This window comes from Burkholderia ambifaria AMMD, from assembly GCF_000203915.1.
Taxonomy (GTDB): Bacteria; Pseudomonadota; Gammaproteobacteria; order Burkholderiales; family Burkholderiaceae; genus Burkholderia; species Burkholderia ambifaria.
Genome location: NC_008390.1, coordinates 1006128 through 1024421, shown reverse-complemented (window position 1 = coordinate 1024421; position 18294 = coordinate 1006128). Strand labels below are relative to the sequence as shown.

Sequence of the window (18294 nt, the reverse complement as noted above, 5' to 3'; positions counted from 1 at the left end):
CCCGCGCAAAGAAAAAACGCCGCTCATGCGGCGTTTTTTTATCGTTCGACGCAGCGGACGCCGATCGGGCTCAGGCAGGAAACACGCCGGTCGACAGATAGCGGTCGCCGCGGTCGCAGACGATGAACACGATCGTCGCGTTCTCGACCTGGCGAGCGATGCGCATCGCGACTTCGCATGCGCCGCCCGACGAAATGCCGGCAAAGATGCCTTCGACGGCCGCGAGCCGGCGCGCCATCGTCTCCGACGCGGCCTGGCTCACGCTCTCGACGCGATCGACGCGGCTGCGATCGAAGATCGTCGGCATGTAGGCTTCCGGCCATTTGCGAATGCCCGGAATGCGCGACCCTTCTTCCGGCTGCGCGCCGACGATCTCGATCGCCGGATTCTGTTCCTTCAGATAGCGCGACGTGCCCATGATCGTGCCCGTCGTGCCCATCGCCGATACGAAGTGCGTGATGCGCCCTTCGGTGTCGCGCCAGATCTCCGGGCCCGTTCCTTCGTAGTGCGCGACCGGATTGTCGGGGTTCCCGAACTGATCGAGGATCACGCCCTTGCCTTCGCGCTGCATTTGCTCCGCGAGGTCGCGCGCCAGTTCCATCCCGCCCTTTACCGGCGTCAGGATGATTTCGGCGCCGTAAGCGGCCATGCTCTGGCGACGCTCGACCGACAGATCCTCGGGCATGACCAGCACCATCTTGTAGCCACGGATTGCCGCGGCCATCGCGAGCGCGATGCCGGTGTTGCCGCTCGTCGCCTCGATCAGCGTATCGCCCGGCTTGATGCGACCGCGCGCCTCGGCCTTGCTGATCATCGACAGCGCCGGGCGATCCTTCACGGACCCTGCCGGATTGTTGCCTTCCAGCTTGGCGAGCACCACGTTGTTGCGTGCGCGAATCTCGTCGTCCGGCAGGCGGACCAGTTGCACGAGCGGCGTGTTGCCGATCGTGTCTTCGATAGTTTTGTAAGCCATGGAGATACCGTGAGTGCGAGGCAGATCAATCAATCGATTGTAAACCAGCGCGGGGGCGCGCGCCGGCAACCCCATCGCGACGATGGAATAGGTCTGCCGCATGCGGCATGACGCAAAAAACCCGCGGCATGCCGCGGGAAGCCGTCGCAAGACGGCGACTGAAGGAGCCTTTCGTCCGGTGTGTGTTACTTCTGCGCGGTGCGGGCGGGCGCCGCGGCAGGTTTCGCCGCAGCGGGCTTGCCGGCGGCCGGGGCCGTCGCGACCGAAGCGGCCGCGCCGATCGTCAATCCTTCCTGCTGCAGGCGCTCGACCGTATGGCCGCCCATGCCTTTCACGCGCGACGCAAGATCTTCTGCATTCCTGAACGGGCCGTGCGCGCCACGCTCGTCGAGAATCGCCTTTGCCCGCGCGGGACCGATGCCCTTGATGCCGACCAGTGCATCTTCATTCGCGGTGTTGACGTCGACGGCCGCCCATGCCGACGCGATCGCGCCGAGCATCGCGGCCGCGGCAAACCATTTTTTGATCATGTGCTGGATCTCCGATGAAAACGATCGGCGGCTGCCGACCGTGAGACCCAGTCTAGCGACGCAGCGCGTGCGTTTAAACCTGGCCGGACAGCCAACGCACGTAGCGGTCGACACCTTCCTGCACCGTCAGGAACGGCGCATCGTAGCCGGCACTGCGCAGCTTCGTCTGGTCGGCCTGCGTGAAGCACTGGTACTTGCCGCGCAGCGCGTCGGGGAACGCCACGTATTCGATCAGCCCTTGCTCGACCTGCTGCGCGAGCGTCAGCGGCGGCAGGTTGTCGAGCGCGCGCAACGTGTTCACGACCGTCGATGCGATGTCGTTGAACGGCTGCGCACGGCCGGTGCCGAGGTTGAAGATGCCCGACTTCTCCGGATGATCGAAGAAGAACAGGTTCACTTTCGCGACGTCCTCGACCGACACGAAATCGCGCGTCTGCTCGCCCGGCGCATAACCGTTGTACTCGCCGAACAGCTTGACCTTGCCTTCCGCGCGGAACTGGTTGAAGTTGTGGAACGCGACCGATGCCATGCGGCCCTTGTGCGTCTCGCGCGGGCCGTACACGTTGAAGTAGCGAAACCCGGCGATCTGGCTCTTCGCGCTCGGCAGCACGCGGCGGATCACCTGGTCGAACAGGAACTTCGAATAGCCGTAGACGTTCAGCGGCGCCTCGACCTCGCGCTCCTCGACGAACCGCGTCGAGCCGCCGTAGATCGCGGCCGACGACGCGTACAGGAACTGCGCGCCCTGCGCGAGGCACGCATCGAGCACCGCGCGGCTGTAGCGGAAGTTGTTGTCCATCATGTAGCGGCCGTCGGTTTCCATCGTGTCCGAACAGGCGCCTTCGTGGAACACCGCGCGTACCTTGCCGAAATCGCCGCGCGTGAAGCGTTCGACGAATTCCGTCTTGTCGAGATAGTCGTCGATCTCGCAATCGACGAGGTTGCGGAACTTGTCCGCGCGCGTCAGATTGTCGACCGCGATGATGCGCGACTCGCCGCGCTCGTTGAGCGCCTTGACGATGTTCGCGCCGATAAAACCGGCTGCGCCGGTGACGATGACGGTCATGATCGTTCTGCCTGAAAAATTGCGAGACATCCGCGCGGCGCGCCGCCGAATGCACTCAGTGAAACAGTTCGTCGTAGTCTACCGTGGCCGTACCGAGCTTGCCGACCACGATGCCCGCCGCACGGTTCGCGAGCACGACGGCATCGACGAGCGGCACGCCGGCGCCGAGCATCGTCGCGACCGTCGCGATCACGGTATCGCCCGCGCCGGACACGTCATACACCTCGCGCGCAAGCGCCGGGGCATGCAGTTCGCCGTTTGCGGAAAAAAGCGTCATCCCCTCTTCGGAACGCGTGAGCAGCAGCGCGTCGAGATCGAGATCCGCACGCAGCCTGGCGACACGCGCGCGCAGGTCGTCTTCCGATTGCCACTGACCGACGACTTCGCGCAACTCGGCGCGGTTCGGCGTGATCAGCGACGCGCCGCGATAGCGCGCCCAGTCGCCGCCCTTCGGATCGACGAGCACCGGCTTGCCGGCCGCACGGGCCTTGTCGATCATCGTCGTCACGTGCGTCAGGCCGCCTTTCGCGTAATCCGACATCAGCACGACGTCGTGCTGCGGCAGCAGTACATCGAAACGCGCGAGCCCCGCGAGCAACACCTCGTGCTTCGGCATCGCCTCGAAGTCGACCCGCAACAACTGCTGCTGACGCGCGAGCACGCGCAGCTTGATCGTCGTCGGCAGCGACGCATCGCGCTCAAGATGAGGCGTCACGCCGCTGCTGTCGAGCAACTCGACAATCCGCTCGCCCGGTTCGTCACAGCCGACCACGCACAGCAGCCCGGCCTGACCGCCGAGCGTCACGGCGTTGCGCGCGACGTTGGCCGCGCCGCCGAGGCGCTCCTCCTGACGCTGCACATGCACGACGGGCACCGGCGCTTCCGGCGAAATGCGGTCGACGTTGCCGAACCAGTAGCGGTCGAGCATCACGTCCCCGACGACGAGCACGCGCGAACCCGCGAGCTGCGCACGCGGTACCGGCACCACTTCTCGAAGGGTAGTCATCGTGCGTTCATCCACGGGAGGCAGACTGGGGAGCGACATGCGGACGCCCGATCGCATGGTAGTCGATGCCGAGTTCGGCCATCGCGTCCGGCTCGTACAGGTTGCGCCCGTCGAAGATCACCGGCGCCTTCAGCTCGGCCTTCAGGCGCGTGAAATCCGGGCTCCTGAATTCCTTCCACTCGGTGACGATCACGAGCGCATCCGCGGCGATCACGGCTGCGTCCTGGGTATCGACGAAATGGAGGCGCGCAAGCGCGTCGGAAGCCTCGCCAAGATCGAGCGCGAACACGCGGCGCGCTTCGTCGATCGCGACCGGATCGTACGCGCGCACGGTCGCGCCACGATCGAGCAGCGCGGCGATCAGCCGGCGGCTCGGCGCCTCGCGCATGTCGTCGGTATTCGGCTTGAACGCGAGGCCCCAGACCGCGAATTCGCGACCGGTCAGGTCCGCGCCGAAGCGCTGTTCGATCTTGCCGATCAGCACATCCTTCTGCGCGGAGTTGGCGGCTTCGACGGCCTCCAGGATGCGCAGCGGCTGGCCGTTTTCGCCCGCGGTGCGGATCAGCGCCTGCACGTCCTTCGGGAAGCATGAGCCGCCGTAACCGACGCCCGCGTACAGGAAGTGATAGCCGATGCGCGGATCGGAGCCGATCCCGCGGCGCACGGCTTCGATGTCGGCGCCGACCTTGTCGGCGAGATTCGACATCTCGTTCATGAACGAGATGCGCGTCGCGAGCATCGCATTCGCCGCATACTTGGCGAATTCCGCCGAACGCACGTCCATGTAGATCGTGCGCTCGTGGTTGCGGTTGAACGGCGCATACAGCTTCTTCATCTTCTCGCGCGCCACCGTGCCCGTCTCGTCGTCGTCGACGCCGATGATGATTCGGTCCGGGCGCATGAAGTCCTCGACTGCCGCGCCTTCCTTCAGGAATTCCGGATTCGATACGACCGAGAACCGGTGCGCGACGCTGCCCGCGAGCCCGCGCGCGCCGAGCGCCTCGTCGACCACGGCATGCACGCGCTGCGCGGTGCCGACCGGCACCGTCGACTTGTCGACGATCACCTTGAAACTCGTCATGTGACGGCCGATGTTGCGCGCGGCCTCGAGCACGTATTGCAGGTCGGCCGACCCGTCCTCGTCGGGCGGCGTGCCGACCGCGATGAACTGGATCTCGCCGTGCGCGACGCTCGCCGCGATGTCGGTCGAGAAGCGCAGACGTCCTGCCGCGCGGTTGCGCGCAATGATGTCCAGCAGGCCCGGTTCGTGAATCGGCATCCCGCCGTTGTTCAGGATGTCGATCTTGCGCTGATCGACATCCAGGCAGAAGACGTCGTGGCCGATCTCGGCGAGACAGGAGCCCGTGACAAGACCGACATAGCCGGCGCCGATGATGGTGATTTTCATAGATGTTCCGGTACGTCCCGGTAATTGACTAACTTGGCCGCCGGGCCGGACCCGGCGGCAACCGCAGCGCGTCGGCGCCGCACGCCGGGATCAGCCCGGCATCGCAGGTTCGACGCGGCGCGGCGCATAGGTTTCCCAGCCGCTGCATCCGGGGCACTGCCAGTAGAAAAGCCGTGCCCGGAAACCGCAATTCTGGCACGTATAGCGTGGCAGATTTTTGGTGCGCTGCTTGATCAGCGCGCGCATCATTTCAAGTTCCTTACGGCGCGGCTCGTCGGCGGCCGCGATCTGCGCGTCGAGCAGGTGCAGCATGCCGGACAGGTTGGGCGACTTCTCCATCTGCGTGCGTGCGAGCGTATGCGCGGCCTCCTGGCCGCGCAACCCGGCGATGTGCTGATACGCGATTTCGAGCAGGTCGTTCGACGGATAACGCTCGACATAACCCATCAGCAGCTCGGCACCCTCGACCGGCTTGCCGAGCGCGACATAGGCCTTCATCAGCTTGTCGGCGACGAGCGGCAGATAAGCCGGATTCTGCGCTTCGACGCGCTTCCAGTGCTCGATCGCGTCCGCGTGATCGGCCGCCGCCGCCGCGGCGTCGCCCGACAATATCGTCGCGCGCACGTTCTGCGGGTTCGCGGCAAGCGCGAGCTTCAGCTGTTCGGCCGCTGCCGCGGCGTTCTTGCGCTGCAGCGCGTCCTGCGCGAGTTCGCAGTGGAACTGCGCGATTTCGATGGCGAGCGGCTTGTCGCTCATCGACTCGATCCGCTTCGCGGTATCGATCGACTTGTTCCAGTCCTTCTCGATCTCGTAGATCGTCAGCAGCGCCCGCTGCGCACCCAGCGCGTAGTCGCCGTCGGCGAGCCGGTGGAAAGCCTCTTCGGCACGATCGAGCAGGCCGGCTTTCAGAAAATCCTGGCCGAGTTCATACAGCGCGTGGTCGCGCTCGTTCACCGGCAGGTCCGTGCGACTCAGCAGATTCTGGTGCACGCGGATCGCCCGGTCCGTTTCACCGCGGCGGCGAAACAGGTTGCCGAGCGCGAAGTGCAGTTCGACCGTCTCCGGGTCGAGCTTCGCGACCTCGATGAACGCGTCGATCGCCTTGTCCGGTTGTTCGTTCAACAGAAAGTTCAGGCCGCGGAAATACGATCGCGGCAGGTTGGCGCTCTCCGACAGGAGGTTCTTCAGGTCATAGCGTGACGCCGCCCAGCCAAGCGCGAACGCCACCGGAATTGCGAGCAACCACCAGAAATCCAGATCCATGCGAAATATCGAAGCAGAGACGAAAACCGCGCGAGATTCGCGCGGCGTCCGTATTAAATGACGGGCGGCATCGGCGGCTGATCGACGACGACCGGAGTTTCGCGCACCGCGCGCAGGTCGCGCTTCAGGCGCCCGTTCTCGAGGCGCAGACGGAAGATCGCCGGCAGTGCGGACAGCAGGCCGGCCAGCAGACCCACGACGAAGAACGCGAGGCCGATCAGGATCAGCGGCGCTTGCCATGCGTAGCCGGCAAGGAAATTCAGCGTCGCGGTTTGCGTATTGGCCAGTGCGAGCACCAGCAGCAGCACGAACACCAATACCCGGATCAGCCAGACGATAAACTTCATGTAGCCCTCTCTTTGTTGAGGTTTGCCGTGACGCGCGACTCCCCTTCGCGACGCCGAATCGACCCGTATTGTAAAGGAAGCGTTTCCGCGTCACCGCACATCCTGCGGATGCGCGTTGCCACGCGGCCGCCGAAAACGAAAAAAGCGCCCGCTAGGGGCGCTTTTTTCTTCAGCCTTCGCCGGACAGGTTCCGGGCAAGCCGAACGACGCTCAACGCTCGTCGTCCGGATCATCAGCTTTCAGCGGCTCACCGGCGCGGCCGTCGACGCGTTCGCGCAATTCCTTGCCGGGCTTGAAGTGAGGCACGAACTTCTCGGGCACCTGCACTTTCTCCCCCGACTTCGGGTTGCGTCCGACGCGCGCCGGGCGACGGTTGAGGCCGAAGCTGCCGAAACCCCGAATTTCGATGCGATGCCCTTTCGACAGGGCGTCGGACATCGCATCGAGCATCGTTTTCACCGCGAAATCCGCATCCTTGAGGACAAGTTGCGGAAATCGCAGTGCCAGCTGCGCGACCAACTCGGATTTGGTCATACTTCAGCAGACCTCGTGAGGCTTACTGGTTCTGGCCGTCGAGCTTCGCCTTCAGCAGCGCGCCGAGGTTGGTCGTACCGGTCGCGGCAGCGCTCGAGTCGGACTGCAGGCCGCGGATCGCTTCCTGTTGTTCAGCCGAATCCTTCGCCTTGATCGACAGGTTGATGCCACGCGACTTGCGATCGATGTTGATCACCATCGCGTTGACCTTGTCGCCTTCCTTCAGCACGTTGCGTGCGTCTTCGACGCGATCCTGCGAGATTTCCGATGCGCGCAGGTAGCCTTCGATGTCGCCCGTCAGCGTGATGACAGCGCCCTTCGCATCGACCGACTTCACCACGCCGTCGACGATCGAGCCCTTGTCGTTCATTGCAACGTAGTTGCTGAACGGGTCGCCTTCGAGCTGCTTGATGCCGAGCGAAATACGCTCCTTCTCGACGTCGATACCGAGCACGATTGCTTCGACTTCGTCGCCCTTCTTGTACTTGCGAACGGCTTCTTCGCCGGCTTCGCTCCACGACAGGTCCGACAGGTGGACCAGGCCGTCGATGCCGCCCGGCAGACCGATGAACACGCCGAAGTCGGTGATCGACTTGATTGCGCCCGTGATCTTGTCGCCCTTCTTGAAGTTGCGGCTGAAGTCATCCCACGGATTCGGCTTGCACTGCTTCATGCCGAGGCTGATACGACGACGGTCTTCGTCGATCTCGAGGACCATGACTTCGACTTCGTCGCCCAGCTGGACAACCTTCGACGGCGCAACGTTCTTGTTGGTCCAGTCCATTTCCGACACGTGGACGAGGCCTTCGATGCCCGATTCCACTTCGACGAATGCGCCGTAGTCGGTGATGTTCGTGACCTTGCCGAACAGGCGCGTGCCCGACGGGTAACGGCGCGAGATGCCTTCCCACGGATCGTCGCCCAGTTGCTTGATGCCCAGCGAGACGCGGTTCTTCTCTTGGTCGAACTTGAGGATCTTCGCGGTGACTTCCTGGCCAACCGACAGGACTTCGCTCGGGTGACGCACACGACGCCATGCGATGTCGGTGATGTGCAGCAGGCCGTCGATGCCGCCGAGGTCGACGAACGCGCCGTAGTCGGTGATGTTCTTGACCACGCCGTTGACGATCGCGCCTTCCTTCAGCGTCTCGAGCAGCTTCGCGCGCTCTTCGCCTTGGGTTGCTTCGATTACTGCACGACGCGACAGCACGACGTTGTTACGCTTGCGATCGAGCTTGATCACGCGGAACTCGAGCGTCTTGCCTTCGTACGGGGTCGTGTCCTTGACCGGACGCGTGTCGACCAGCGAACCCGGCAGGAACGCGCGGATGCCGTTGACCATCACGGTCATGCCGCCCTTCACCTTGCCGGTGATCGTGCCGGTGACGAGTTCGTTGTTGTCGAGGGCCTTTTCCAGCGACAGCCACGATGCAAGGCGCTTCGCCTTGTCGCGCGACAGGATCGTGTCGCCGTAGCCGTTTTCGAGTGCGTCGATCGCGACGGACACGAAATCGCCCGACTGCACCTCAACCTCGCCCTGATCGTTCAGGAATTCCTCGATCGGAATGTAAGCCTCGGACTTCAGGCCTGCATTGACGACCACGAAGTTGTGGTCGACGCGCACGACTTCGGCGGAAATCACTTCGCCGGCGCGCATGTCTTGACGGGTCAGCGACTCTTCGAACAGAGCCGCAAAGGATTCGGTATTCGGGGTGGAGGTTTGCAGGTCGGACATAAAAATCTGATTGTGCATGGATCGCTGTGCGCCACGCCGGCCGAAATGGCAGGCTGAAAGGGCCAGATCGAATTCCACACGGGGTTAAGGGTTCGAAACACGCTTCGCGCTCCAGCGCGAAGCACCTACAACACCCGCCTTTTCAGGCGGGCTGGCCAAGCGCCCGGTACCACTGCAGCACCTGGTCGACAGCTTCATCGACCGAAAGCGCCGACGTATCGAGCAGCTCGGCATCTGCCGCGGGCTTCAGTGGCGCCGCTGCGCGATTGCTGTCGCGCGCGTCACGTTCACGAAGATCCCGGAGCAAGTCATCTATATTAGCAGAAAAACCTTTTTGCATCAATTGCTTATGCCGTCTGGCCGCGCGTGCCTCGGCGCTGGCCGTCAGGAACACCTTCAGCACGGCGTCCGGGAAGATCACGGTGCCCATGTCGCGCCCGTCGGCGACGAGGCCCGGCGTCTTGCGGAACGCGCGCTGGCGCGCGACGAGCGCGGAACGCACCGGCCCGTGCACGGCAATCGCCGACGCGCGGTTGCCGACCGCTTCGGCGCGAATGTCGTTCGACACGTCGACGCCGTCGAGCTGCGCGCAGCCCTCGCGGAACGTGATGTGAAGATCGTCGATCAGCTTCACAAGGGCATCGATGTCCTCCGCCGCGATGCCGTAGCGCACGCTCGCGAGCGCCGCGAGACGGTACAGCGCGCCGCTGTCGAGCAGGTGGAAACCAAGATGCGCGGCGACGAGCGCCGCGACGGTCCCCTTGCCGGAAGCGGTCGGGCCGTCGATCGTGATGACGGGGGTCGGGTGAAAGGGTCGGGTCGATTTCATCGGGTGAGTCGGGTCAGGCTTTGGCGAGCGCGGCGAAGCGGTTGAAATAGTCGGGGAACGTCTTGCCGACGCACTTCGGATCGTTGATCCGCACGGGCACGCCGCCCAGGCTGACGAGCGAGAAGCACATCGCCATGCGGTGATCGTCGTACGTATCGATCGCGGCATTCGGCGTGAGCCGTTGCGGCGGCGTGACGACCAGATAGTCGGCACCTTCCTCGACGATCGCGCCGACCTTGCGCAGCTCGGTCGCCATCGCCGCGATGCGGTCGGTTTCCTTCACGCGCCAGCTCGCGATATTGCGCAGCGTGCTCGTGCCGCTCGCGAACAGCGCCGCGACCGCGATGGTCATCGCCGCGTCGGGAATGAGGTTGAAGTCCATGTCGATCGGGTCGAGCTTGCCGTGGTCGTGGCCGATGCCGCGCACCTCGATCCAGTCGTCGCCCATCGACACGTTCGCCCCCATCTGCATCAGCGCGTTGGCGAAGCCGACGTCGCCCTGGATGCTTGCGCGCCCCACGCCCTCGACACGCAGCGGACCACCGCCGAGCGCGCCGGCCGCGAGGAAGTACGAGGCCGACGACGCATCGCCCTCGACCATGATGCGTCCCGGCGACCGGTAGCGGACGCCGGCCGGCACGACGAAGCGCTGCCAGCCGTCGCGCTCGACGGTCACGCCGAAGCGCTCCATCAGCCGGATCGTGATGTCGATGTACGGCTTCGAGATCAGCTCGCCGTCGATTTCGACGACGGTCCTGCCATCCTTCGCCTTCACGAGCGGCAGCGTCATCAGCAGCGCGGTGAGGAACTGGCTCGACACGTCGCCGCGCACGCGGATCGGCGCGTCGACCGAGATCGTCCCGGGCTTGATCCGCAGCGGCGGAAAGCCTTCGTTCTGCTCGTAGTCGATCTGCGCGCCGATCTGGCGCAGGCCGTCGACGAGGTCGCCGATCGGCCGCTCGTGCATGCGCGGCACGCCGTGCACGCGATAGTCGCCGCCGTTGATCGCGAGCGCCGCGGTCAACGGCCGCACTGCCGTGCCCGCATTGCCGAGGAACAGGTCGGCAGTCTTCGCGGTGAACGCGCCGCGCGTGCCGGTGACGACACAGGTGTCGCCGTCGCGCGCGAGCTTCACGCCGAGCTTGCCGAGCGCATCGAGCATTACGCGCGTGTCGTCGGAATCCAGCAGGTTGGTGATCGTCGTGTCGCCTTCGGCAAGCGCCGCGAGCAGCAGCACGCGGTTCGAGATGCTCTTCGAGCCGGGCAGCCGCACGGTGCCCGAAGCGCTGGAATACGGGCCGAGATCGAGATAGTCCATGGGAATCGTCCTGTTATTTCTTGACCGGTTCGGCAGCGGGCGGCGCGCCGCGCTCCTGCCATGCCTTGCGTGCGGCGCGCGAGCGCGTGAACACGGCTTCGAGCGCCGCGCCGTCGCCGGCGTCGATCGCCGCACGCAGCCGTGCGAGCACGCGCGTGTAGCCGTCGAGCTCGTCGAGCAGCGCCGCGCGATTCGCGACGCACACGTCGCGCCACATTTCCGGGCTCGACGCCGCGATCCGCGTGAAATCGCGAAAGCCGCCCGCCGCATACGAGAATTTCAGTTCGGCATCCGCCTCGCCGAGAATCTGCTCGACGAGCGCGAACGACAGCACGTGCGGCAGATGACTGATCGACGCGAACACGCGATCGTGCTGCTCGGTACTCATCGTGCGCACGTCGGCGCCGGTCGCCCGCCACATCGCGTCGATCCGCGCAACCGAGGCGGGCGCGTTCTCCGGCAGCGGGCACAGCACGACGTTGCGGCCGACGTACAGATCGGGCAGCGCGGCTTCGACGCCGCTCGACTCGCGCCCGGCGATCGGATGCCCCGGCACGAACTGCGCGATCCGCGCACCGAGCGCTGCGCGCGCGGCCGCGACGACATCGGACTTCGTGCTGCCCGCGTCGGTGACGATCGTCGCGGCGTCGAGCCACGGCGCGATGCGCGCGAGCAGCGGACCCGTTTGCGCGACCGGGGCGGCCAGCAGCACGAGATCGGCGCCGGCCAGTGCGTCGCGCAGTTGCGCGTCGTCGTCGAGCGCCGCCGCGCGGTCGATCACGCCGAGTGCCAGCGCGCGCTCGACCGATACACGCGAACGGCCGACGCCGATGACTTCACCCGCGCCGCCCGGCGCGCGCTCGCGCAGTGCGCGCGCCAGCGATCCGCCGATCAGGCCGACGCCGAAAATGACCAGTTTGTTGAATGCAAAGCCTGACACGACAAGAGCCAAGTGACGCGCGCGGAACGACGCCCCGCGCACGGAAGTCCAGATCCCGGGCAACGGGCCCGCACCCGGCGCGCCCTGCACCGGATACCGCCCGAGCCCGCCTTCGGCAGTGCCACCCGGCCTGCCCTGCCCGCTGCACCCGCCGCCCGCGCGGTGCGGGTGACGGGCCGCCGCGCGTCAGCGCGCGCGCGGATACGAACCGAGTATCTTCAGGAACGCGGCCTTCTGGCCGAGCTCCGCGAGTGCGGCGGCCACGGCTGCCTCGTCCCGGTGCCCTTCGATGTCGATGTAGAAGTAATACTCCCACGTGCCGACGCGCGCCGGACGCGACTCGAAGCGCGTCATCGACACGCCGTGCCGCGCGAGCGGTTCGAGCAGCTTGAACACCGCGCCCGGCTCGTTCTTCACCGACACGATCAGCGACGTCTGGTCGTGACCGCTCTGTCCGGCCGGCTCCTTGCCGATGATCACGAAGCGCGTGCGGTTGTGCGGATCGTCCTGGATCAGCGAGAACGCGATCTGCAGCCCGTAGTGCGCGGCCGCGCGATCGCCGGCGATGGCCGCGACGCTCGGGTCGGCCGCCGCGAGGCGCGCGGCCTCCGCGTTGCTCGACACCGCTTGCCGCTCGAGCTGCGGCGCGTTCGCGGCAAGCCACTGCTGGCATTGCGCGAGCGCCTGCGCATGTGCGCAGACGCGCGTCACGCCGTCGAGCGTGCCGCTCTGCGTGAGCAGGTTGTGATGGATCGGCAGCGCGAGCTCGCCGCTGATCAGCAACTGGGTTTGCAGCAGCAGATCGAGCGTGCGCGACACCGCGCCTTCGGTCGAATTCTCGACGGGCGCGATGCCGAATGCGGCCGCGCCTGCCTCGACCGAGCGGAACACCTCGTCGATCGACGGACACGGCAGCCCTTCGATCGACTGGCCGAAATACTCGAACATCGCCTGTTCGCTGTACGTGCCGACCGGCCCGAGGAATGCGACGTGGATCGTCTGCTCGAGCGCGCGGCTCGCGGCCATGATCTCGCGCCAGATGGCGCTGATGTGCTCGCCCGCGAGCGGCCCCGCGCTCATGTCCTGCAGGCGCGCGATCACTTGCAGCTCGCGCTCCGGCCGAAACACCGGCGCGTTGAAATGCTTCTTGACCTCGCCTACCTCGAGCGCCACCGCGGCGCGCTGGTTGAGGAGCGCGATCAGCTGCGCGTCGATCGCATCGATGCGGTCGCGCAGCGGTTTCAGGCGGGAATTCAGTTCGTCGTCCATGCGTAGTTGCCGTGCTGTTTGAACAGCGTCGCGCTCAGGCGCCGCGCTGTTCGAAGTCCTTCATGTACTCGACGAGCGCCTTCACGCCCTCGAGCGGCACCGCGTTGTAGATCGACGCCCGCATGCCGCCGACGGACTTGTGGCCCTTCAGCTGCAGCAGCCCGCGCGCCTTTGCGCCGGCAAGGAAGTCTTCATTGCGCGTTTCGTCGGCCAGGAAAAAGGGTACGTTCATGCGCGAACGCACCGCCGGCTCGACCTTGTTCAGGTAGAAGCCGCTCGCATCGATCGTGTCGTAGAGCAGCTTCGCCTTCTCGATATTGCGGGCCTCGATCGCCTCGAGGCCGCCCTGCCGCTTCAGCCACTGGAACACGAGGCCCGCGATGTAGATCGCATAGGTGGGCGGCGTGTTGTACAGCGAGTTGTTCGCGGCGACGGTCTTCCATTCGAATGCGGACGGGCAGATCGACAGCGCGCGATCGAGCAGATCCTCGCGAACGATCACGACCGTCACGCCGGCCATCCCGATGTTCTTCTGCGCGCCGCCGAACAGCACGCCGTACTTCGCGACGTCCATCGGGCGCGACAGGATGTGCGACGACACGTCCGCGACGAGCGGGATGTCGCCGAGGTCGGGGATCTCGAACGTCTCGACGCCGTCGATCGTCTCGTTCGTGCACAGATGCACGTAAGCCGGATCGTCCGACAGCTGCCACTCGGCGCGGGCCGGCGCGCGCGTGAAACCGTCGGCCGTCTTGCCGGATGCGGCCAGATGCGGCGTGCCGTATTTCTTCGCTTCGTTGAACGACTTCTGCGACCACGAGCCCGTCACGACGAAGTCGGCGGTCTGGCGCGAACCGAGCAGGTTCATCGGCACGATCGCGTTCTCGGCAATGCCGCCGCCCTGCAGGAACAGGATCCGGTGGCTGGCCGGCACGTCGAGCAGCTCGCGCAGGTCGGCCAGCGCCGCCTCGTGGATCGACATGAACTCCTTGCCGCGATGGCTCATCTCCATCACGCTCATGCCGCTGCCGTGCCAGTCGAGCATTTCGTCGGCGGCCTGCCGCAGCACTTCCTCGGGCAGCGCCGCAGGACCGGCGGAGAAATTAAAGACGCGCATCGTGAAAACCTCGGGAGGGACGCGACCGGCTTGCCGCCGGCAGTAAGAACCGCGCCAGAAAAGGAATGGCCGCTTGCGCTCGCGCGCAAACGGCCATTATCGCACTGTCATCAGGCTCCCGCCAAACCCGGCCGAATGGCCGGGCGGCGTGCCCGGACGGCTTACTTGCCCGGCTTGACTGCCGCGACTTCCTTGTCAGCCTGCGCGCGCGTCGCCTGGATCGCTTGCGGCATGTACTTCTGCATCAGGCCGTTGACCACGTCGCGACCGACCTGATCCTGAACCTGGATGAACTTGCGACCCGTCGGGCTCTTGTAGAACGTCGTCAGATCCTTGATCTCCGACGTGCTGTAGTACTTCGCGTAAGCGTCGTACTGAGCCGACATCGCGTCGCTCTGGAACTGCTGCGTGCCGAACACCTTGCCTGCGCCGTCAACCAGCTTCGGCACCGCGTTCTTCTGCAGCGACGGCACGGCCGCCTGCTTCTGCTTGTCGTTCAGCGACTTGTTTTCCGACAGCGCGTCCGACAGGATCGCCGGCACGAGCTGCTTTGCCTGCATCTCGGCGCTGTTGCCGATAGCCGACACGAGCTTCGGCGCGTCGATCGCGTCGAGCAGATCCTTGATCGCAGCCTTCTTGTCGGCGTCGATCGGCGCAGCTGCCGCGGTCGCAGCCGGTGCGGAATTCGACAGCGCTTGCGCCATCGCGAACGTCGGCACCAGTGCAGCCAGCAGAACCAGTTGCTTGAATTGCTTTTGCATCATCACTCCCTTTTGGAAATATGAATGGTTGCTCGCCGACCGCGGCGCATGGCGCCCGCGGCGGCTCGAGTCTCATCCGTTATTCAGGCTTCGCCGTCCGACGCCTCGTCGGCCTCGCCTTCGCCCTCTTCGGCTTCCGCGACCTGCTGCAGGCCGGAGAGCTTGGTACCCTCATCGAGACTGATGAGTGTAACACCTTGCGTAGCGCGCCCCATCTCGCGTATCTCGGAAACGCGGGTACGAATCAACACGCCGGCGGTCGTGATCAGCATGATCTGATCCTCGGCGTCGACGAGCGTCGCGGCCACGACCTTGCCGTTGCGCTCGGACGTCTGGATCGCGATCATCCCCTTCGTGCCGCGGCCGTGACGCGTGTACTCGGCGATCGGCGTGCGCTTGCCATAGCCGTTCTCGGTCGCGGTGAGCACGGTCTGCTCCTCGCTGCCGGCGACCAGCAGCGCGATGACCTGCTGGCCGTCCTCCAGCTGCATGCCGCGCACGCCGCGCGCCTCGCGCCCCATCGGGCGCACGTCGTTCTCGTCGAAGCGCACGGCCTTGCCGGAGTCGGAGAACAGCATCACGTCGTGCGCGCCGTCGGTGATCGACGCGCCGATCAGATAGTCGCCCTCGTCGAGGCCGACCGCGATGATGCCCTTCTTCATCGGGCGGCTGAATGCCTCGAGCGGCGTCTTCTTCACGGTGCCGAGCGACGTCGCCATGAACACGAACTTGTCGGCCGAGAATTCCTTGACCGGCAGCACGACGTTGATCTTCTCGCCTTCCTGCAGCGGGAACATGTTGACGATCGGGCGGCCGCGCGAGTTGCGCGAGCCCTGCGGCACTTCATAGACCTTGACCCAGTACACGCGGCCGCGGTTCGAGAAGCACAGGATGTAATCGTGCGTGTTCGCGATGAACAGCGTCTCGATCCAGTCGTCTTCCTTCATCTGCGTCGCCTGCTTGCCGCGACCGCCGCGCTTCTGCGCGCGATACTCGGACAGCGGCTGCGACTTCACGTAGCCCGCGTGCGACATCGTGACGACCATGTCCTGCGGCGTGATCAGGTCTTCCGTATTCAGTTCGGTCGCGTTCAGCTCGATGCGCGAGCGGCGTGCGTCGCCGAATTCGGCCTTCACCGACGTCAGCTCGTCGCCGATCATCGTCGTGATCCGCTCCGGGCGCGCGAGGATGTCCAGCAGGTCGGCGATCTGTGCCATCACTTCGCGGTACTCGCCGATGATCTTGTCCTGCTCGAGACCGGTCAGGCGTTGCAGACGCATCTGCAGGATTTCCTGCGCCTGCGTGTCGGACAGACGGTACAGCCCGTCGGTCTGCATCCCGAACGCGGGGTTCAGGCCTTCCGGACGATACGCGGAGCGGCCGCCCGCCGATGCGTTCTCGGTCTCGGCGCGCGTGAGCATCTCGCGCACGAGCGACGAATCCCACGGCTTCGCCATCAGCTCCTGCTTCGCGATCGGCGGCGTCGGCGCGGCCTTGATGATCGCGATGAACTCGTCGATGTTCGCGAGCGCGACCGCGAGACCTTCGAGCACGTGGCCGCGTTCGCGGGCCTTGCGCAGTTCGTAGATCGTGCGGCGCGTCAGCACTTCGCGTCGGTGCGACAGGAAGCACTGCAGGATTTCCTTCAGGTTCAGCAGCTTCGGCTGGCCGTCGACCAGCGCGACCATGTTCATGCCGAACGTGTCCTGCAGCTGCGTCGCCTTGTACAGGTTGTTCAGCACCACTTCCGGCACTTCGCCGCGCTTGAGCTCGATCACGACACGCATGCCGCTCTTGTCGGACTCGTCGCGGATGTCGGAGATGCCCTCGAGCTTCTTCTCGTTGACGAGCTCGGCGATCCGCTCGAGCAGCGAGCGCTTGTTCACCTGGTACGGCAGCTCGTCGACGATGATCGCCATCCGCTGGCCGCGGTCGATCTCCTCGAAGTGCGTGGTGGCGCGCATCACGACGCGGCCACGGCCGGTGCGATAGCCGTCGCGCACGCCGGCGACGCCGTAGATGATGCCGGCCGTCGGGAAGTCCGGGGCCGGGATGATCTCGATCAGCTCGTCGATCGTCGCTTCGGAGTTGTTCAGCAGGTGCTGACAAGCGTCGACGACTTCGTTCAGGTTGTGCGGCGGGATGTTGGTCGCCATGCCGACCGCGATGCCCGACGAGCCGTTGATCAGCAGGTTCGGAATGCGCGACGGCAGGACCGCCGGCTGCATTTCGTTGCCGTCGTAGTTCGGCTCGAAGTCGACCGTTTCCTTGTCGATGTCGGCGAGCAGCTCGTGACCGATCTTCGCCATGCGAATTTCGGTGTAACGCATCGCCGCGGCATTGTCGCCGTCGATCGAGCCGAAGTTGCCCTGCCCGTCGATCAGCATGTAGCGCAGCGAGAAGTCCTGCGCCATCCGGACGATCGTGTCGTACACCGCGGTATCGCCGTGCGGGTGATACTTACCGATCACGTCACCGACGATACGCGCCGATTTCTTGTACGCGCGGTTCCAGTCGTTGTTCAGTTCGTGCATCGCGAACAGTACGCGCCGGTGCACGGGCTTCAGGCCATCGCGGACATCCGGAAGGGCACGTCCGACGATCACGCTCATCGCGTAATCGAGATACGAACGGCGCATTTCCTCCTCAAGGGAGGTGGGCAGGGTCTCTTTGGCGAATTGATCCATGTATCCGTATCGTTTCGGAGCGAAGACGGCGACCGCCTTTCGCGTGGGCGCTGCATGCGCAACGCAACGCGAGATTCTAACATGCGCCCATCGGCGGCCAGTTCGCCACCCCCTCTATATGTAAACAGCAAGAAACGTCGTCACGCGCGGGCCGCCCCGTCCCTAACCCTGATCGCGCCCCTTCACTGCGCTGCGGGGTCCGCGAATGGGCGTCACGCACGCGAGTAAACATATGCAGCCTTTCACGCAATTTCGCCGACCCGCTCTTGACAATCCCTAAAAGTTACGGCAGGTCGGTGTTGCGCATGCACCACAAACGTGGAGGCGATCTTGGGGTGGGGAGGATTTTTTTTCGTAGGAAGGGAACGATATGGCAAAATGCCAACGCACTGGAAGTTAGACGCTGCTCGAAGTCTACACAGAGCGGTGCCGCGTTTTTTGTACCGCACCAATGTTATACTTCGAGCAATGTATGACTTGTCACCGTCAACAGGCTCGCAGTAAACCTGCG

16 protein-coding genes are annotated in these 18294 nt (G+C 65.1%); all 16 read right to left on the bottom strand.

Features of this window, described 5'->3' with window-relative positions:
• Window positions 1-70: 70 nt before the first annotated feature.
• The 16 genes from cysM to gyrA all read right to left on the bottom strand — a co-directional run bounded on the left by cysM (window position 71) and on the right by gyrA (window position 17783).
• Window positions 71-973 carry a cysteine synthase CysM gene (gene cysM, locus BAMB_RS04745; RefSeq protein ID WP_011656285.1) on the bottom strand — a complete coding sequence of 301 codons (903 nt, stop codon included), beginning with the start codon at window positions 971-973 and terminating at the stop codon, window positions 71-73.
• Between the two features lie 185 nt (window positions 974-1158).
• On the bottom strand, window positions 1159-1503 hold the full coding sequence (locus BAMB_RS04740) for a ComEA family DNA-binding protein (protein ID WP_011656284.1): 345 nt from the start codon (window positions 1501-1503) through the stop codon (window positions 1159-1161).
• A gap of 73 nt (window positions 1504-1576) precedes the next feature.
• Window positions 1577-2569: an ADP-glyceromanno-heptose 6-epimerase gene (gene rfaD / locus BAMB_RS04735; protein WP_011656283.1), complete on the bottom strand. Its 993-nt coding sequence runs from the start codon at window positions 2567-2569 to the stop codon at window positions 1577-1579.
• Window positions 2570-2624: 55 nt separating this feature from the next.
• Window positions 2625-3575 (bottom strand): D-glycero-beta-D-manno-heptose-7-phosphate kinase, encoded by a 951-nt coding sequence (gene rfaE1, locus BAMB_RS04730; protein ID WP_011656282.1) that lies wholly within the window; start codon window positions 3573-3575, stop codon window positions 2625-2627.
• 7 nt (window positions 3576-3582) lie between these two features.
• Window positions 3583-4983: a UDP-glucose dehydrogenase family protein gene (locus tag BAMB_RS04725; RefSeq protein WP_011656281.1), complete on the bottom strand. Its 1401-nt coding sequence runs from the start codon at window positions 4981-4983 to the stop codon at window positions 3583-3585.
• Between the two features lie 90 nt (window positions 4984-5073).
• Window positions 5074-6246, bottom strand: a complete 1173-nt coding sequence (gene lapB, locus BAMB_RS04720; protein WP_011656280.1) for a lipopolysaccharide assembly protein LapB — start codon at window positions 6244-6246, stop codon at window positions 5074-5076.
• A gap of 53 nt (window positions 6247-6299) precedes the next feature.
• On the bottom strand, window positions 6300-6593 hold the full coding sequence (locus tag BAMB_RS04715) for a lipopolysaccharide assembly protein LapA domain-containing protein (RefSeq protein ID WP_006750751.1): 294 nt from the start codon (window positions 6591-6593) through the stop codon (window positions 6300-6302).
• Between the two features lie 210 nt (window positions 6594-6803).
• Complete coding sequence (locus BAMB_RS04710) at window positions 6804-7127, bottom strand: integration host factor subunit beta (protein WP_006750752.1); 324 nt, start codon at window positions 7125-7127, stop codon at window positions 6804-6806.
• 22 nt (window positions 7128-7149) lie between these two features.
• Window positions 7150-8862 carry a 30S ribosomal protein S1 gene (rpsA, locus tag BAMB_RS04705; RefSeq protein WP_034176254.1) on the bottom strand — a complete coding sequence of 571 codons (1713 nt, stop codon included), beginning with the start codon at window positions 8860-8862 and terminating at the stop codon, window positions 7150-7152.
• Window positions 8863-9004: 142 nt separating this feature from the next.
• Window positions 9005-9691, bottom strand: a complete 687-nt coding sequence (gene cmk, locus BAMB_RS04700; RefSeq protein WP_006750754.1) for a (d)CMP kinase — start codon at window positions 9689-9691, stop codon at window positions 9005-9007.
• Between the two features lie 13 nt (window positions 9692-9704).
• Window positions 9705-11009, bottom strand: coding sequence for a 3-phosphoshikimate 1-carboxyvinyltransferase (gene aroA / locus BAMB_RS04695; RefSeq protein ID WP_011656279.1), 1305 nt, complete (start codon window positions 11007-11009; stop codon window positions 9705-9707).
• Window positions 11010-11022: 13 nt separating this feature from the next.
• The gene (locus tag BAMB_RS04690; protein WP_041491119.1) at window positions 11023-11949 is read right to left on the bottom strand and encodes a prephenate dehydrogenase; all 927 of its coding nucleotides are present in this window, start codon (window positions 11947-11949) and stop codon (window positions 11023-11025) included.
• A gap of 186 nt (window positions 11950-12135) precedes the next feature.
• Complete coding sequence (gene pheA / locus BAMB_RS04685) at window positions 12136-13218, bottom strand: prephenate dehydratase (RefSeq protein WP_011656277.1); 1083 nt, start codon at window positions 13216-13218, stop codon at window positions 12136-12138.
• 34 nt (window positions 13219-13252) lie between these two features.
• Window positions 13253-14335: a 3-phosphoserine/phosphohydroxythreonine transaminase gene (serC, locus tag BAMB_RS04680; protein WP_011656276.1), complete on the bottom strand. Its 1083-nt coding sequence runs from the start codon at window positions 14333-14335 to the stop codon at window positions 13253-13255.
• Between the two features lie 161 nt (window positions 14336-14496).
• Complete coding sequence (locus BAMB_RS04675; RefSeq protein ID WP_006750759.1) at window positions 14497-15096, bottom strand: DUF2059 domain-containing protein; 600 nt, start codon at window positions 15094-15096, stop codon at window positions 14497-14499.
• Window positions 15097-15179: 83 nt separating this feature from the next.
• The gene (gene gyrA, locus BAMB_RS04670) at window positions 15180-17783 is read right to left on the bottom strand and encodes a DNA gyrase subunit A (protein WP_011656274.1); all 2604 of its coding nucleotides are present in this window, start codon (window positions 17781-17783) and stop codon (window positions 15180-15182) included.
• Window positions 17784-18294: the final 511 nt, after the last annotated feature.

What these genes read in the sequence shown, in the direction of transcription:
- BAMB_RS04725 (WP_011656281.1), bottom strand. Translation starts at nt 4,983, where the DNA reads ATGAAAATCACCATCATCGGCGCCGGCTATGTCGGTCTTGTCACGGGC.
- cmk (WP_006750754.1), bottom strand. Translation starts at nt 9,691, where the DNA reads ATGAAATCGACCCGACCCTTTCACCCGACCCCCGTCATCACGATCGAC.
- cysM (WP_011656285.1), bottom strand. Translation starts at nt 973, where the DNA reads ATGGCTTACAAAACTATCGAAGACACGATCGGCAACACGCCGCTCGTG.
- serC (WP_011656276.1), bottom strand. Translation starts at nt 14,335, where the DNA reads ATGCGCGTCTTTAATTTCTCCGCCGGTCCTGCGGCGCTGCCCGAGGAA.
- rfaE1 (WP_011656282.1), bottom strand. Translation starts at nt 3,575, where the DNA reads ATGACTACCCTTCGAGAAGTGGTGCCGGTACCGCGTGCGCAGCTCGCG.
- aroA (WP_011656279.1), bottom strand. Translation starts at nt 11,009, where the DNA reads ATGGACTATCTCGATCTCGGCCCGTATTCCAGCGCTTCGGGCACCGTG.
- BAMB_RS04715 (WP_006750751.1), bottom strand. Translation starts at nt 6,593, where the DNA reads ATGAAGTTTATCGTCTGGCTGATCCGGGTATTGGTGTTCGTGCTGCTG.
- lapB (WP_011656280.1), bottom strand. Translation starts at nt 6,246, where the DNA reads ATGGATCTGGATTTCTGGTGGTTGCTCGCAATTCCGGTGGCGTTCGCG.
- gyrA (WP_011656274.1), bottom strand. Translation starts at nt 17,783, where the DNA reads ATGGATCAATTCGCCAAAGAGACCCTGCCCACCTCCCTTGAGGAGGAA.
- pheA (WP_011656277.1), bottom strand. Translation starts at nt 13,218, where the DNA reads ATGGACGACGAACTGAATTCCCGCCTGAAACCGCTGCGCGACCGCATC.
- BAMB_RS04675 (WP_006750759.1), bottom strand. Translation starts at nt 15,096, where the DNA reads ATGCAAAAGCAATTCAAGCAACTGGTTCTGCTGGCTGCACTGGTGCCG.
- rfaD (WP_011656283.1), bottom strand. Translation starts at nt 2,569, where the DNA reads ATGACCGTCATCGTCACCGGCGCAGCCGGTTTTATCGGCGCGAACATC.
- rpsA (WP_034176254.1), bottom strand. Translation starts at nt 8,862, where the DNA reads ATGTCCGACCTGCAAACCTCCACCCCGAATACCGAATCCTTTGCGGCT.
- BAMB_RS04740 (WP_011656284.1), bottom strand. Translation starts at nt 1,503, where the DNA reads ATGATCAAAAAATGGTTTGCCGCGGCCGCGATGCTCGGCGCGATCGCG.
- BAMB_RS04710 (WP_006750752.1), bottom strand. Translation starts at nt 7,127, where the DNA reads ATGACCAAATCCGAGTTGGTCGCGCAGCTGGCACTGCGATTTCCGCAA.